Consider the following 15,883-nt stretch of genomic DNA (forward strand, 5'->3'; position numbering starts at 1 on the left):
AGTTAATAAAGATGTCGGACGGCCGACAACTTTCCTAAAGAAAGGAGCTGATGCAATTTTGATCACAAATTACGAGGTGGTTTCCGCGTAAAGCGGAAATCGCAAAGTGCAGGGAGGCCGGTATAGGCCTCCCTAATTACCTTTTAAAAATACACAATACATAATCGAAAGGAGGGAACGATAAAATGTTCAACGCTAAAATCGTAGATTGGAACAATCATCCGTCTAAGGAGGACGTTTATCGTGAATTACAGGAATGGGAGGGATGTGCTGCCCCCTAGCTTGCTGAAGGAGCTTCAGAAGTATATAGAGGGTGAGCTCATTTATATTCCCAAGAAAAGCAATGAGCGTGTCGGCTGGGGAGTTAACAGCGGCACCAGACAGATGATCGAACGCAGAAACGAAGAGATCTATAATCTTCATTGCAGCGGTCATTCGGTAGAGCATTTAATGAAAACCTATCATTTATCCGTAGATAGCATCAGGAAAGTAATTTTTAAAAAGCGGTCGGAGCATGAGGCGGAAGCATTGAATCAGAAAGCGGCTGCACAGCGTTAGACTTTTTCAAGGGCCATTCATTTTCAGATGAGCATTTGGTATGATTTCAGTTTTAGCTAAAAGAGCAAATCGCCGCAAGCCGTTCACAGGAGAACGGCTGTTTTTTTTGACCCGAAAAAAATAAAAAAAGTTTGATATACATATCCATCATGTTCGGTAGTATGAATCCGGAAAGCTGAGGTACAATTGATTAAAGACATGATTCAAGCGGTCATGGAACCAGCAAGAAGGCTCATACATGATAACCTTGAACCGTTAGAGGTGAGAAGATGAATCTGAAAGGCTTTACGGTTAGAGAAATGCTTAAGCTTCCTGTCATGGAACATGCAACACTGATCAGCGGAGAGGATGGTCTGGATCGTATCGTGCAGTATATCGATATTTGGGAGGTGCCCGATATCGGTAATTGGCTGCGGGAAGGCGAGATGGTGCTGACGACCGGCTACTCGACGCGTAACAACCCGTCACTTCTGGCAGAGATGGTCGAACAGCTCGCAAAAGTGAACGGAGCAGGGGTCGCCATCAAACCGGAAAGGTTTATCCCTCATATTCCGCAGGAAATGATTGATAAAAGCAATCTGTATCATGTTCCGATCATTCAGCTTCCGATTGGGATGGCATATATCGATATTACGTATCATGTCATGGAACAAATTTTAAATAGACAGGCTGTGCTGCTGAAGCGGTCCGAAGAAGTAAACAGGGCTCTGACAGGCCTTGTATTGAACAATAGAGGCATGCAGGTCGTTGCCGATAAGGTATCTGAGCTAATCGGTTCACCGATCTGGGTTGTCGATCAAGCCGGAGAGGTGCTTGCTTCATCCCCGGAGGGCTATCCATATAGGTCATCGAAAGACAACCGTCAGTGGGAGGTTAATGTCGATAATAAAATATTGGGGAAATTCGTGGTGGAGAAGCGGGAGCTGGATGAATTCGATCTGATGTTGATTGAGCAGGCCCGGCTGGTATTTTCGCTGGAATTAATGAGAGATAAGATTGCCATGGATACCGAGAACAGATTAAGGGGGACGTTCTTTGAGGAGCTGATTCTTAACCCGGTCGCAGACGAAAGATTAATCGCATCGAGAGGACGCCAGCTCGGACTTGCTCCCGAATGGTCATGGGAAGTCGCTGTCATTGAAACGGATGATCCTATGTACAACGAAGATGAATCTGCCGTTATGGCAGCCATTCAATCATTCATACGCAGGGAGTCGGCAATTCGGAAGGTCCGATCCCATCTTCAGATCTATGGAGGGAAAATCGTATTGTTTTTGCCTTCCATTAAATCTATGAGCGCGGATAACCACTCCCAAGACCCCGATAAGCCGTTACTTTGGAGCGACGAGCTTCATCGGCAGCTTAAATCATGGGAATCAGTCCGAATCGGTATCGGCCGGCCTTGTTCGCTGTTTGAAGCACACCGGAGCTATAACGAAGCCAGGACAGCGGTATCGATCGGTTTCAGATTGAACAGGGGGCGCCAGTTGTTCAAGTACACTGAGGTCGAGATGATTCAATTACTGCTGGAAACGACAGATCTGGCCCGGCTGGGCAGATTTGTAGAAGAGAAAGTCGGTAAGCTCGCCGAGCATGACAATGCAAGTGGCACCAATTACCTCAGTACGCTCTATCATTATTTGGCGACAGGCGGCAGTCTGAATGAAACCTCGAAACGGATGTATATCCATCGTAACTCGGTCAATTATCGGATCGACCGCATCAAAACGATTACGGGATTTGATCTGAGCAGCGCTCAAATTCGATATGAATTGTATCTGTGTTCTGCTTTTTATTTATTGAATCATTCATGAGGAGAAATTTATTGTTGTAATTTCTAATGAAGATATATCGTGTTTATATATCGCCTTTGTTTGCCCCTTTGTGCTGCCAGCACAAGGGGGCGTTTTTAGTTTTGGTGGATGAGTACATTGTTGGCTAACAGGTAAAAGAATAAAATCTAATGTAATAAAATTTAACATAATAGAAAAGGGACGAAAGGGTGGTCAGCTGTGATAGGGTTAATTCGCGTATTTACCGCAAAAGATAATGAAGTGCTTCAATCGCATGGGAAAATGATTCAAAAGCATTTTGGTGTACCTGTGCTAAGCAGAAGTATTCCTGACCAACCACTGGGTATCTATGACGACGCGTCGGAGAGGGTAGCTATTCCGAAGATTGTCGAGCTGGGCATCGGGCTGGAAAAGGAAGGCTGCCGCTTGCTGATTATCAGCTGTGCAGCTGATCCCGGTATCCAAGAGCTGCGCGGTCGTGTTTCGATTCCCGTAATCGGAGGGGGAAGCTCTGCAGCGCTGGTGGCTCGTGCGCTTGGCGAACCGGTTGGATTAATGGGTATCACTGAAGACGTTCCTCCCGTGATGAAAGACGTGCTGGGTGATCTGATTGTTGGCTATAACCGTCCGGAAGGCGTGACAAATACGACGGATTTGTTAACGGACGAGGGACGCAGGATGGCTCTGGAAGGGGCACGATCGCTGGTTAACAAAGGTGCAAAAGCAATTGTATTCGCTTGCACGGGATTTGCGACCATTTCGTTTGCAGATGTGATCCGCAAGGAATTGCAAATTCCGGTCATCGATCCGGTTGAATCGGAAGGCTTAATAGCTGCTAATTTTTATAAACAAACTTCCTGATCGGCATGCGGAACGATTATATGGACAGTAGATGAATCGCTTTCTATCGGTCTTCGATCTGGATGCCGCGAAAATTAAAAGAGTGATCAACTTACACAAATTGGAGGCATATGGATGAGCGAAATGAAGAATGATGTGGGACAAGAAGGCAAAAAAGAGAAGCATCCCAGTATATTTGAACCATTTGCCCTGATTCTCAATATCATAACCGGCGTTCTTGGCGCTATTGTCGGCATTCAGATTGTAACGACACTGGGTGTGACGCCAAACACAGCGATCATCGGGGCACTTGTCGCGATGCTGATCGCGAGAATACCGATTGCGATTTTTAAAAAATATAAATCGGTGCACCGTCAAAACCTGGTCCAAACTTCGATTTCCTCCGCGACGTTTGGGGCAGCCAACAGTTTATTTATTCCCATCGGCATCCCTTTTGTCATGGGAGAGACCAAGCTGATTATCCCCATGCTGATCGGCGCGGCTCTTGCAATGTTTGTAGACTCCGCACTTTTGTATAAGTTGTTTGATTCGAAGCTGTTCCCGGCGTCCGGAACCTGGGCACCAGGCGTAGCGACAGCCGAATCGATTATCGCCGGTGATAAAGGCGGCAAACGCGCTGGGCTGCTTGGTGTCGGAACCGTTGTAGGCTTGATCGGCTCCTATTTCCATATTTCAATGTCCGCTTTTGGTGTGGCGTTCATCGGTAACATCTGGGCGCTTGGCATGTTCGGTATTGGGCTTTTGATCCGCCAATATTCGATTCCATGGTTCAACATCGACGTTGACAAGCTATATATCGCGCATGGTGTCATGATCGGCGCGGGCATTGTTGCGCTGGTACAAGCGGCTTTTCTTATCCTGAAACGCCCGAAGAAAGAAGATCGGGAAGCTGAAGCCGGCAAATACACACGTACGGAGGGTGAGGCGAGACGCGCACTCGGTTATGGATTTGTCGCCTACCTAATCATTGCCTTGATTATCGCGATTATCGGCGGCTTGATTACGAAAATGTCCTTCGGCATGCTGATCGGGTTTCTTGTTTTTGCCGCCTTTGCGGCGTTCGTCCATGAACTTATCGTCGGCATTGCTGCGATGCATTCGGGTTGGTTCCCGGCGTTCGCGGTCGCTTTCATTACCTTGTTATTCGGTATGATGATCGGTTTCCCGACGGTTGCGCTTGCCCTGCTTGCCGGCTTTAGTGCCGCAACGGGTCCGGCGTTTGCAGATATGGGTTATGATCTGAAAACCGGTTACATCCTTCGGGGCAACGGGGAGGATCCAGAGTTTGAACGGCGGGGCCGAAAACAGCAGTATATGACAGGCATGATTGCTTTTGCTGTAGCAGTGGTTGTCGTGGCTCTGACATATCACTCGTATTTCTCGCAGAATCTCGTTCCGCCGATTGATACCGTCTATGTATCAACCATTCAAGCCGGAGCTTCACCGGATGTAGCGATGAAGCTGCTGGTGTGGGCGATACCTGGAGCCATTTTGCAATGGATCGGTGGTGCGAAGCGCCAGGTTGGTGTCATGTTCGCAACCGGTCTGCTCATCCTGACACCAAATGCCTGTTGGGCGGTCCTTGCGGGTCTCCTGATCCGGATCGTCGTGCTGAAAGTGAAAGGCAAGGAAGCTGAGACCTCAATGAGTATTTTGGCTGCCGGTTTCATCGCAGGCGATGCTATATACAGCTTCTTTAATTCTATATTTAAAATCAGAAAGTAGGTGCTGAAGATATGAACACGATTAAATTGGACGAGAGAATGATGGAAAGTGCCGTATTCGGTGGCGCCATTTTGGGAGGCGGCGGTGGAGGCTGGATCGAAGAGGGGCTGCAGATTGGACGGTTGGCGCTTGAATTGGGTTCCCCTGAGCTGCATACGATCGACCAGTTCGCTGACAACGATACGTTTGTGACGGTATCGCTTGTCGGGGCACCCGGAGCAAAGGATAAATTTCTGAAGCCTATTCATTATGCACGGTCACTGGAAATGCTGGCCCGTGGGCTTCATAAACCGATTTCCGCGATTCATACGAATGAGAACGGGGCCGGGACAACGGTGAACGGATGGCTGCAATCGGTCATGACAGGCATCCCTCTAGTAGATTTTGCCTGCAATGGAAGAGCTCACCCTACAGGAACGATGGGCGCGATGAATTTGACTGAGGTCGGGGATTATGTATCGCATCAAACCGCAGTTGGCGGTAAAGACGATAATTACTTGGAGTTCAGCATCACAGGTTCACTTGGCAAAGCAGCTTCGCTCATCCGCAAGGCTTCTGTTGAAGCCGGTGGTTTGGTCGCCGTAGCGAGAAACCCGGTTACGGCAGCGTATGCCAGAAATAACGGGGCTCCCGGCGCGATCACGCAGGCGATTGAAGTTGGCGAAGCGCTGCTTGGAGCAAAGGGTGAAGCCGCAATCACCGCCGTCGCCACGAAACTCGGAGGACAAGTTGTCGCCGCCGGGGAAGTGACGGATTTTGAGATTGAAACAGTGGGAGGTTTCGATGTCGGAACGGTAAGAATTGATGGCTTCGAGATGACCTTCTGGAATGAATACATGACTCTGGAAAAGGGGGGAGAGCGTTACGCAACTTTCCCGGATCTCATGATGACACTGGATGTCAAAACGGCAAAACCGATCGTTACGGCCGCTCTTAAAAAAGGACAGCAGCTCGCGATCATCGTCGTCCCAAGGGAGAAATTACTGCTGAGCAGCACGATGAATAACAGAAAGTTATTGCAGCCTGTAGAAGATATCATTAAAAAGCCGGTTTTGGATTACATTTTTTAATAAATGTTCGGCTCATCATTTCAGACTAGCATGGAGGTATCGAAAAATGACATTAAAACAAACGATGATTGCGCTGGACGCGCTGGACGATGCAAATGCAACCGGAGAAAAGGTAAAGGAGCTGCTCGGCAGCTATCCGGATGTCACTGTAGAGGTCAAAAAAGTGACCGGTGAGAAGGGTAGCACGGATTTCATTAAAATCATGATCCCGGGAACCGAGGGCAAGGCAAATGGAGGGAGCGCCGCGACATTTGGCATCGTAGGACGCCTTGGCGGGATAGGAGCCCGTCCGACCAGAACCGGACTCGTGTCCGACGCCGATGGCGCTGTAGCCGCGGTGGCCTCAGCGCTGAAGCTGGCGGATATGCAGGCGAAAGGAGATCGTTTGAAAGGCGATGTCATCGTGACAACTCATATCTGCCCCGATGCTCCGACTCGTCCGCATGAGCCGGTCGACTTTATGGATTCGCCGGTTGATATTGGTGCCATGAATGCTCATGAGGTTTTGCCCGAGATGGAGGCTGTTCTTTCAATCGATACGACCAAGGGCAACCGCGTGATCAATCACAAGGGTTTTGCCATTTCACCTACCGTGAAAGAAGGCTATATTTTACGGGTTAGCGAAGATCTCTTGCGTATTATGGAAATGACGACCGGTCTACTTCCGGTGACCTTCCCGATTACAATGCAGGATATTACGCCCTATGGTAACGATTTATATCACATCAACTCCATTTTGCAGCCGGCAGTTGCGACATCCGCACCTGTGGTAGGCGTCGCAGTGACTACGCAATCCGTTGTTCCGGGCTGCGGTACGGGAGCCAGTCACGAAGTAGACATTGCTGCAGCGGTTCGGTTTGCAGTGGAGACCGCTAAGGAAGTAACGAATGGAACCTGTGCCTTCTATGATGAAGTGGAATATGAATTGATCGGCAAGCTTTACGGGTCGATGAAAACTCTGCAAACCGCAGGCAAAGCCCAAGGAAAATAAATGTGGAAGGGAAGGGAGATAGTTCTCTTCCCTTTTTTAAACAGGTCAACGAAGCTGTTGGAAAGATTTTGAGGAAAGTTTCATGATGAAGCGTGGAGGGGATTACCAATGACGAAGCTTGGGGTAATTACGATCGGTCAGGCGCCGCGTAAAGACGTCACCCCGATTCTGGAAGCGCATTTGCCTAAGCGGGTAGAGATTATCCAGTGCGGCGTGCTGGATGGATTGACGAAGGAATATATCGACGTCCATTTGCAGCCGGGTGAACATGACTACGTATTGACATCCCGGTTAACAACCGGCGAGTCCGTTATTATGGGGCGGAATAAAATTCAGCCACTCCTGCAAAATAAAATATTCGAAATGGAAGAGCAGGGAGTAAAGCATATTCTCCTGCTGTGCACGGGCGTATTCCCGGGACTTCATACCAGAACGTCTTATTTGATCGAGCCTGATCATATTATTCCTCCGGTTGTGAAAGCAATGGTCGGCAGCAGAAGGCTGGGCGTTATCGTCCCGCTTGAAGAGCAGATGGAGAGCCTGAGGCCAAAATATGAGCCGCAGGGGCTTCATCCGGAGTTTGCCGTTGCTTCGCCGTATTTGTTCATGGATGGGAATTTCCAAGCCGCCGCATTCGAGCTGAAGGACAAAGCGGATATTTTCCTGCTGGATTGCATGGGTTATACAGAAGAAGCGCGGGCACTCGTTGCCGAAGAGACAGGCTTGCCTGTCATCCTCTCCAATGCCATTATGGCAAAAATCGTATCGGAAATGATATAATTCGGCCCATACAAGATATTTCCCGAATGAAAGGAAGCTAATAAAAAAATGAGCGAAAAAATCATTGAAATAAGCATGAAAACGTTAGCGGATTGCCTTGGACTAAACGCCGGAGAGACCTTTCTCGTCGTTACCGACGATACCCGAAAGGAACTGGCGGAGTCACTTTACGAAGCGGGAAGACGTATGGGCGCAGAGGCTATGCTGATGGTCATGAAGGAGCGGGGCAAGTCCGGGCAAGAACCGCCTGCGGCTGTCGCCGCAGCTATGGTCAACTCACAGGCTGTCGTGTGCATCACGAAGCATTCTCTTACCCACACACAGGCGCGCAAGCAGGCTGCAGCGGCCGGAGCCCGGGTTGCGACAATGCCGGGAATCACGGAGGATATGTTCCTGGAGGGCGCGATTGCCGCCGACTACACGCAGGTCAAAGCACTGACGGAGAAGGTCACGAAGATGCTGACCCAAAGCCGCAAGGTACGAATCGAAAAAGACGGCCATTCGCTGGAATTTTCCATTGAGGGCCGCGATGGCGTACCAAGCACAGGCATGTATCTGGAGCCGGGTCAATCGGGTAATCTACCTTCCGGCGAGGCTTACATTGCACCCGTCGAAGGTTCTGCAACAGGTCAAATCGTCGTTGACGGTTCGATCGCCGGTGTCGGCAAGCTGGCAGGTCCGATTGTCCTGAGCGTTGAGAAGGGGCGTCTCGTTGCTGCCGAAGGCGGGGAAGAAGGGGGAAAGCTGCTGCAAATGCTGGGAGACGGCGATGGCAGATTGCTCGGAGAATTCGGCATAGGCACGAATGAAAAGGCCAGAATTACTGGTGTTGTGCTGGAAGACGAGAAGGTCTACGGCACGATCCATGTGGCCTTTGGCAGCAATAACACGTTCGGTGGAACGGTTGCGGCGGGGGTTCATATCGACTGCGTCGTCGGCAAGCCGGACGTGTACTTGAACGATGAGCTTATCATGAAAAATGGTGAGCTGATCGGCAAATAGCATGATTGATTCTTAACCGATATTTACAGAAACACCGTAGAGCATATTTTGTCTGCGGTGTTTTTTCGTTTACAAATTTAAATATTGTACCCTATCGTTTGCTTATGGGGAGAATGCAGAGATACACTAAAGGGAGCAGTTAGAAAAGAAAAGATTTTGATAAAGGAGATCATGGTATGCGGCATCAGGTTACCGATCAATGGGATGAAGAAATGTGGCTTCAGGCAGAGCCTGTCTATGAAGAAGCCTTTCCGGAGCATGGGCGAAAAAACAGGGGCATTATTGTTAAAATGTTTGAAAGAGGCCTCTGTGCGCTGCATGTGTGGTATATCCAAGCCGCTCCGGTCGCCATGGCTCTGACGGGAATGGATTCGAAGGAGAATTTGCTTGTCATCGATTATATTGCGGTAAGCAGACGTGAACGCGGAAAAGGCTTGGGGCTGGCTTGCCTCGAAGATTTGAAAAGATGGGCGAAATCCAGAAACTGCAGAGGCATCGTGATTGAGGCGGAAGCAGACCCCAGCGAAGAAAATGCCAAGAGAATCGCTTTTTGGAAAAAAGCGGGGTACACGGCAACGGATTATGTCCACACGTATATTTGGGTGCCTGAGACATACAAAGCAATGTACGTAAGCCTGGATGCGAATAGCCCCATAAAACCTGATGATAATGGAATAAACGTATTCAAATCTATTCTCCGTTACCACGAAAAAGCTTATCGGAACAAAAAATAAAGCGGAAGTCATTAGTAATCAGCCCCTTCGGCAGTCCATGGCTATTGAGCCCGGAATACCGAGGGGGTTTTATTTGCCTACTTTGGCACTAATGAATTCCATGGATTGGAATGTTATAATATGCACATGTGTTTGAAAGCGTTTTAATTAATTTGCGACCCTCTCAGGGAATGCAAGTCCAGAATATAGACGACATCCGAAAGAGAATCCAAGCGTAAGGAGAGGGAGCCGATGCGGAATCGCAAATGGTTTTACCGCCAGCTTTTTTCGTACATGCCTGCTTTTTTTATTGTTATATCCTTTATTTTCTTCATGTTTTTTCAGCTGCTTAGTGATCAGAGCCGCAAGGAAGCCGTTAAGGCCAATGAAACCCTCCTTCTGCAAGCAATGAGTTCCATCGACTCCTCCCTCAAAACCATCGAGCAGATGCTGATGACCGAAATGCTGAAGAACACGGATATATCCGCATTTTATAAAAACGGCACACAAAATGATTATTATTTGAATATCAAGCTCGTTGAGATTATTAATAATTTCAAAAACGCGTACCCTCTGGTCGACTCCATTTATCTCGTTCGGACTAAGGACAACTTCATCCTGAGCAGCGCCACCAGCTCCGGATTGCAGGATTATCCGGATTACCCTTTCATCAAACCGTACATCAATCAGGAAAAGAAGGATGCCGGCTGGACAGGGGTCAGAAAATTCGAAGAGTTCAGCATCAAGGGACCAAACCGGGTTGTTACTTTAGCGTTGAAAGCCCCCTTCCTCAAAACCGGCCAAGGCTTCCTCGTCGTCAACGTATCCGCCGATGCAATCAATCATTCGATTGAAAGCATGTACAGCCAGGATGTCAGCTACATCCATATTCTTGACCAAGGCGGCAGCGATGTTCTTCCGGTCTCTGAAGCAGAGAAGAAGCAAAATATCGTTTCACAGGCCATTTCTCCCGTGACCGGCTGGCAGTACCAGAGTGGGCTGATTAACGGAAAGTGGGTTAACGTGGCGAATCAGCTTTTCAACATCTGGTTTATGCTGGGAATCTTGATGATTTTAGCTGGAGTGGCGTGGATTGTGTATGCCGCCAAAAAAAGCTATAAGCCAATTGAGCAAATTGTTTCCCAGGTGCAGAAATTTTCTCAAAATAAAGCTACAACCCTGCTGCATGGGAACGGGCAGGACGAATTCACTTTTCTCCAGTCAGCCATTAACCAGATGCTGGAGCAATCCAACAGCTACCAACGGCAGTACCGCGAAGATCTTCATGTGAAAAAGGCTTATTTGTTTCAGCAGTTAATGGAAGGCCAGCATTTCTCAAGACCTGAAGAATGGGAGGTCATGCGGGATACGATGCAGCTGAATGATTTTGCTGAACGACAAGTTGCATGCGTCATCGAAATCGATAAATACACGCAGTTCTGTGGCCAGTTCACCCAGCAGGACCAGTACTTGATGAAGTTTGCCCTGAAAAGCGTCATCCAAGAAACAGCCCAAGAGCATGGCGGCTTCGTTTGGACCGAATGGATTGCCAATGATGCATTGGGAGTGCTTTTGCAAATCGAAGAGCTGCAGGATCCGCAGAAGCAGGTTACAGAAATTTTGGATCATGCCAGGAAGTGGGTGGAGGAGCATTTGAAGCTCACAGTGACGGTTGGTGCGGGTGGGACCGCCTATAACCTGGAAGAAATTCCGGATTCTTATGCTCAAGCGCAGCAGGCTTTGAAATATAAAATGATTCTGGGTAATAACCGGATCATTTTCTATAATCTGCTCGCTAAGGAAGAGCACGGCGCCATGTTCGATTATTTTCAGCTGGTGCATTCGATCGCCCAGTCATTCAGGCTTGGAAAAGAGGAATGGCGGGAGAAATACAAGACGCTGATCCGCAGCATTGAACAAAATATATTGAGCAGCGATCATATCATAAGCCTGGCGGATTATTTGATTTACTCCATCGGACGTGAAATGGATAAAATGACGAAGGAATACCAGGAGCTGTGGGAACATACAGGACGGCCTACCTTACTGGAGGCAATTCAGCTATCGGATACGCTGGAGCAGGTGGAGGTGAATTTCGAGCAGACTCTGGAGCAGTTTTACGGGGAGCTTCAGAAGGTTCAGGTGACACGGAATCATTCCGAAACGATCCGAAGTGTACGTGAATACATGGACCGGGAATTCGCCAATCCGGATCTGTCCCTGGACTTTTTAAGCGATCTGTTCAATCTTTCTTCCAAAATGCTCAGTAAATTATTCAAAGAGGAAACCGGACAGAAGTTTGTGGATTATTTGATCGAGCTCAGAATCGGCCATGCCCAGACCCTTCTTGCGGAAACGGATCAGACAATCCAGGAAATTGCCGAAGAAGTAGGATATGTGAATGCGATATCGTTCGGTCGGATGTTTAAAAAGATCGTGTGCCTGTCTCCAGGCGAATACCGTGATCACATGATCCGGAGAAATAAAGATAAGACCGCGCTTTAATAACTGGAAGGCAAGCTTTTGTCCGATTTTTTTGTCCCGCTGGATGCTGTTCTTGCGGGATTTTTGTTGTTTTCACAGGAATGGAAAGGAATGAAAAAAGGTTTGCCTGAGAAAAAAGTTTACCAGAGCGGAACCGTTGCTTTTAGCGGTATCTGTGGCTCTCTAGGGAAATAAGTTGGCTCCGAGAAACATGTATATTGAACGGAATTAGTCCATGCCTATAACATAAGAGCAACAAAACGTGAAGGAGAGTCGGCAGGTATGGAAGTGACAAGCAGCAAAGCGGTTCCGCCGAATCCGTCTGAACGGGTTGCCCCGCGGAAGAGGGCAGGGACAAGCGCAGGCCGGAAAATCATGAAGCATTGGCAGTTTTATTTGCTGGTCTTTCTCCCTCTGCTTTACATCATTATTTTTAAGTACATTCCCATGTTCGGCGTGATCATTGCTTTTAAGGAGTACAACGTTGTACAGGGGATACTCGGAAGCCCATGGGTCGGGCTGAAATATTTCAAGCAGCTGTTTGAGGTTCCATTCTTCTGGCAGTATTTTAAAAACACGCTGGAAATATCGCTTTACGGCATGGCCATCGGATTTCCCGCACCTATTATTTTGGCTCTTGCCCTTAATGAAATCAGGAATGGCGTATTCAAGAAATCGGTACAAATGGTTACCTACGCTCCCTATTTCATATCAACGGTGGTTATCGTGTCCATTTTGATCGTTAATTTATCTCCTAATGTGGGACTGCTCAGCAATGCCTTCAGGGCGCTTGGATGGGAACCAATCGATTTTATGGGCAAGGCCGGATTTTTCAAAACGATTTATGTCTTCTCCGATGTATGGCAGTTTACAGGCTACGGGGCCATCATTTATATTGCTGCTTTATCCGGAGTGAATCCGGATTTATATGAGGCTGCCAAGGTGGACGGGGCTTCACGGTTTCAAAAAATTATCAATATCGATATTCCAAGCCTGATTCCGGTCATCGTCATTTTACTCATCCTGAACCTGGGACAGATGATGAGCCTTGGCTTCGAAAAGATTTATTTAATGCAAAACCCCTTAAATCAGAATACATCCGAGGTCATTTCCACCTATGTGTACAAGGTCGGTCTGTTGGGAGCCAATTTCAGCTTCTCGGCCGCGATCGGATTGTTTAATTCGGTCATCAATTTTGTTCTGCTGATCCTGGTGAATTTCATTTCCAAAAAAATATCATCCAACAGTTTATGGTAAGGAGGGCTGCGTGTTGAATAAAACATCGATACGGGAATCAGTAACAGACAAGTTCTTTCTTGGCATCGTCTATATTTTTCTATCTCTTGTCCTCATTCTGATTTTGTTCCCGCTGCTGCATATTTTAAGCGCTTCATTCAGCTCGCCATCGGCTGTGACTTCAGGGAAAGTATGGCTCTGGCCGGTTGATTTCAGTTTGATTGGATACAAGGCCGTTTTCCAAAATTCCGATATTCTCGTTGGCTTCGGCAACTCGTTTTTTTATACCATCGTGGGTACGCTGGTCAATGTTTCCTTTACTGCCATGCTTGCCTATCCGCTCGCCCGCAAAACCTTTTACGGACGCGGTCTCATTATGATACTGCTCGTCTTCACGATGTTCTTCGACGGGGGGCTGATCCCCAATTATTTGCTGGTCAAATCCCTTGGAATGGTGAATACGAGATGGGCGATGATCATTCCTGGAGCGCTTGCGGTATTTCAGGTCATTATCGCACGGACCTTCTTCCAATCCATTCCGGAAGAGCTCGCCGAAGCTGCTGACATGGATGGCTGCAGCGACATGAGGTTTTTTCTGCGGATTGTGCTGCCGCTCTCCAAGCCGATTTTGGCCGTACTGTTTCTCATGTATGCCGTCGGGCATTGGAACGCTTACTTTAATGCACTGATTTATTTAAAGGACAGCAGCATGTTCCCGCTGCAAATTTTCCTGCGGAACATTCTGATCCTGAATTCGGAAAACTCCGATATGCTGACCAATGTGAACAGCCTGCTTGTCCAGCAGGGACTCAAAGATTTGCTCAAATATTCACTGATCGTTGTATCCACCGCTCCGGTTCTAATCATTTATCCATTTGTCCAAAAGCACTTTGTCAAAGGGGTCATGATCGGATCGTTAAAGGGCTGATTGTTTTTGATTAATTTAAGGAGGTGTGTGCCGGACATTTTGGAGCGAAGGCTTTTCTGAGGAGGCAGTATTTGAGATCATTACTCATAAGGGGGAGTTTTTTTGAAAAAACGGGTATTTATCGGAATCAGTATCATGATGATTGTATCTCTTCTACTATCTGCATGCGGCAGTTCCCAAAAGAAACAGGAAGATGCCGGGGCTTCTTCATCCGATCCGAACAAACCGACAACGCTGACCGTATTTGCTCCGCAAAACGTGGGCATTGAGAACCTGGATGTGAACAAGCTTTCCAAATATATCGAGGAGAAGCTGAACATCAAATTCAATTGGAATACGGTGCCGGATGCAGCCTTTAGCGATAAAAAACTGCTGCTTCTGGCAAGCGGAGACTATCCCGCCGTCATTATGAATGCCGGAATATCCAAAGCGGATCAAATTAAGTACGGTCAGCAGGGCGCTTTTCTTCCGTTAAACGATTTGATCGATCAGTATGCCCCGAATATCAAAAAAGCAATGGATAGCGTGTCCTACCTGAAGCAGGGGATGGTGGCACCGGACGGAAATATTTATGCGCTGCCCAAGCTGAATGAATGTCTGCACTGCACGTATGGGCAAAGAATGTGGATCAATACGGAATGGCTGAAAAAGCTCGGGCTGACCATGCCGACGACTACGGATGAATTTTATAATGTCCTGAAAGCTTTCAAAGAAAAGGACCCTAACGGCAACGGCAAAGCGGATGAAGTTCCTTTCACGACCTCAACCTCGGACAACGTCTGGGGCGGCGGAGTCGATACATTCCTGATGAACGCTTTTATTTATGACAACAGTTCGGATTATTTAAGTGTGAAGGACGGCAAGGTTATCTTTTCACCGGCCCAGCCGGAATGGAAAGAAGGGCTTAAATACTTGCGGAAATTGTTTGCGGAGGGCCTGATGGACAAAGGCGTCTTCACCCAAAATAATGATGCGGTGAAGCAGATGGCCAATAAACCGGACGCGGATGTAGGAGCTGTAGGTTATGCCCTGATCAGCAGCGTTTTCGATGTTAATGATGCCCATCCGAGACATAAGGATTATGACGTGGTTCCACCGCTCAAAGGACCGGATGGAGTACAGCTTGCTGGATACAGCGTAGGGGCGGGTGACGGCCAGTTTGTCATCACGAATAAGGCAACCAAGGAGCAGCAGATTGCAGCGGTCAAGCTGGCAGATTTCCTCTGGTCCGAAGAAGGGACGGTTATGCAGTCCTGGGGCTTTGAAGGGGAAGGTTGGAAAAAGGCTGACAGCAGTCAAAAGGATTACAATGGTAAACCAGCGAAATACGAAGTGATCGCCAAAGCGGCTTCAGATAATGGGGAGACCAAGCCGGATGACTACTGGTGGCAGCTTGGAACGATGCAGATGCTCAACTCGGTCCGTGAATCTTTTGTAGCGCCTGCTGATCCACTCGGAAACGGGGCTTTTGAATACCGTTTATGGCTGGCAGCCAAAAAATATGAGCCATTTGCGAAGCCTGAAGTGGTGTATCCGTCCGATACCTTCGTAGATCCAACGGATGCGTTAACGATAGCCCAGATGCAGAAGACACTATCGGACTATGTTAAATCGAATCTGGCCCAATTCGTGACGGGCAATAAAGATCTCGATAAGGATTGGGATAGTTATTTGGCCGGGTTTAAGGGGCTGCAGCTGGAGCAGTATTTGGCGATTTACCAAAAATCGCTAAGGAAGTAGGG

At 48.0% G+C, this 15,883-nt stretch carries 14 protein-coding genes; all 14 read left to right on the plus strand.

From position 1 onward, the window contains the following. Positions 1-243 precede the first annotated feature (243 nt). The 14 genes from KJS65_RS00285 (at position 244) to KJS65_RS00350 (ending at position 15,881) form a co-directional block, all read left to right on the plus strand. A complete protein-coding gene (locus KJS65_RS00285; RefSeq protein WP_213648077.1) occupies positions 244-558 on the plus strand; it encodes a CD3324 family protein in 315 nt (104 codons plus the stop codon). Positions 559-827: 269 nt separating this feature from the next. Then, positions 828-2,372, plus strand: coding sequence for a PucR family transcriptional regulator (locus KJS65_RS00290; protein ID WP_213648078.1), 1,545 nt, complete (start codon positions 828-830; stop codon positions 2,370-2,372). Between the two features lie 198 nt (positions 2,373-2,570). Next, positions 2,571-3,212 (plus strand): aspartate/glutamate racemase family protein, encoded by a 642-nt coding sequence (locus KJS65_RS00295; RefSeq protein WP_213648079.1) that lies wholly within the window; start codon positions 2,571-2,573, stop codon positions 3,210-3,212. Positions 3,213-3,326: 114 nt separating this feature from the next. After that, positions 3,327-4,937 carry an OPT/YSL family transporter gene (locus KJS65_RS00300; RefSeq protein WP_213648080.1) on the plus strand — a complete coding sequence of 537 codons (1,611 nt, stop codon included), beginning with the start codon at positions 3,327-3,329 and terminating at the stop codon, positions 4,935-4,937. Positions 4,938-4,948: 11 nt separating this feature from the next. Next, the gene (locus KJS65_RS00305) at positions 4,949-6,007 is read left to right on the plus strand and encodes an S-methyl thiohydantoin desulfurase family protein (protein WP_213648081.1); all 1,059 of its coding nucleotides are present in this window, start codon (positions 4,949-4,951) and stop codon (positions 6,005-6,007) included. A gap of 46 nt (positions 6,008-6,053) precedes the next feature. Next, complete coding sequence (locus KJS65_RS00310; protein WP_213648082.1) at positions 6,054-6,998, plus strand: DUF1177 domain-containing protein; 945 nt, start codon at positions 6,054-6,056, stop codon at positions 6,996-6,998. Between the two features lie 108 nt (positions 6,999-7,106). Beyond that, positions 7,107-7,778: an AroM family protein gene (locus KJS65_RS00315; protein ID WP_213648083.1), complete on the plus strand. Its 672-nt coding sequence runs from the start codon at positions 7,107-7,109 to the stop codon at positions 7,776-7,778. A gap of 48 nt (positions 7,779-7,826) precedes the next feature. Then, on the plus strand, positions 7,827-8,780 hold the full coding sequence (locus tag KJS65_RS00320) for an aminopeptidase (RefSeq protein WP_213648084.1): 954 nt from the start codon (positions 7,827-7,829) through the stop codon (positions 8,778-8,780). 176 nt (positions 8,781-8,956) lie between these two features. Beyond that, a complete protein-coding gene (locus KJS65_RS00325) occupies positions 8,957-9,514 on the plus strand; it encodes a GNAT family N-acetyltransferase (protein ID WP_213648085.1) in 558 nt (185 codons plus the stop codon). A gap of 231 nt (positions 9,515-9,745) precedes the next feature. Continuing rightward, positions 9,746-11,998: a helix-turn-helix domain-containing protein gene (locus KJS65_RS00330; RefSeq protein ID WP_213648086.1), complete on the plus strand. Its 2,253-nt coding sequence runs from the start codon at positions 9,746-9,748 to the stop codon at positions 11,996-11,998. 18 nt (positions 11,999-12,016) lie between these two features. Then, positions 12,017-12,172, plus strand: coding sequence for a hypothetical protein (locus tag KJS65_RS00335; RefSeq protein ID WP_213648087.1), 156 nt, complete (start codon positions 12,017-12,019; stop codon positions 12,170-12,172). A gap of 87 nt (positions 12,173-12,259) precedes the next feature. Further along, positions 12,260-13,234 (plus strand): ABC transporter permease, encoded by a 975-nt coding sequence (locus KJS65_RS00340; protein WP_213648088.1) that lies wholly within the window; start codon positions 12,260-12,262, stop codon positions 13,232-13,234. Positions 13,235-13,247: 13 nt separating this feature from the next. Beyond that, a complete protein-coding gene (locus tag KJS65_RS00345) occupies positions 13,248-14,141 on the plus strand; it encodes a carbohydrate ABC transporter permease (RefSeq protein ID WP_213648089.1) in 894 nt (297 codons plus the stop codon). Between the two features lie 135 nt (positions 14,142-14,276). Then, on the plus strand, positions 14,277-15,881 hold the full coding sequence (locus KJS65_RS00350) for an ABC transporter substrate-binding protein (protein WP_374706162.1): 1,605 nt from the start codon (positions 14,277-14,279) through the stop codon (positions 15,879-15,881). Positions 15,882-15,883 lie beyond the last annotated feature (2 nt).

This window comes from Paenibacillus sp. J23TS9 (assembly GCF_018403225.1).
Lineage (GTDB): Bacteria > Bacillota > Bacilli > Paenibacillales > Paenibacillaceae > Paenibacillus_AQ.

Excerpts from the sequence above, each read along its gene's own strand:
- KJS65_RS00290 (WP_213648078.1), top strand. The coding sequence starts at position 828 with ATGAATCTGAAAGGCTTTACGGTTAGAGAAATGCTTAAGCTTCCTGTC.
- KJS65_RS00300 (WP_213648080.1), top strand. The coding sequence starts at position 3,327 with ATGAGCGAAATGAAGAATGATGTGGGACAAGAAGGCAAAAAAGAGAAG.
- KJS65_RS00305 (WP_213648081.1), top strand. The coding sequence starts at position 4,949 with ATGAACACGATTAAATTGGACGAGAGAATGATGGAAAGTGCCGTATTC.
- KJS65_RS00310 (WP_213648082.1), top strand. The coding sequence starts at position 6,054 with ATGACATTAAAACAAACGATGATTGCGCTGGACGCGCTGGACGATGCA.
- KJS65_RS00315 (WP_213648083.1), top strand. The coding sequence starts at position 7,107 with ATGACGAAGCTTGGGGTAATTACGATCGGTCAGGCGCCGCGTAAAGAC.
- KJS65_RS00320 (WP_213648084.1), top strand. The coding sequence starts at position 7,827 with ATGAGCGAAAAAATCATTGAAATAAGCATGAAAACGTTAGCGGATTGC.
- KJS65_RS00325 (WP_213648085.1), top strand. The coding sequence starts at position 8,957 with ATGCGGCATCAGGTTACCGATCAATGGGATGAAGAAATGTGGCTTCAG.
- KJS65_RS00330 (WP_213648086.1), top strand. The coding sequence starts at position 9,746 with ATGCGGAATCGCAAATGGTTTTACCGCCAGCTTTTTTCGTACATGCCT.
- KJS65_RS00340 (WP_213648088.1), top strand. The coding sequence starts at position 12,260 with ATGGAAGTGACAAGCAGCAAAGCGGTTCCGCCGAATCCGTCTGAACGG.
- KJS65_RS00350 (WP_374706162.1), top strand. The coding sequence starts at position 14,277 with ATGATGATTGTATCTCTTCTACTATCTGCATGCGGCAGTTCCCAAAAG.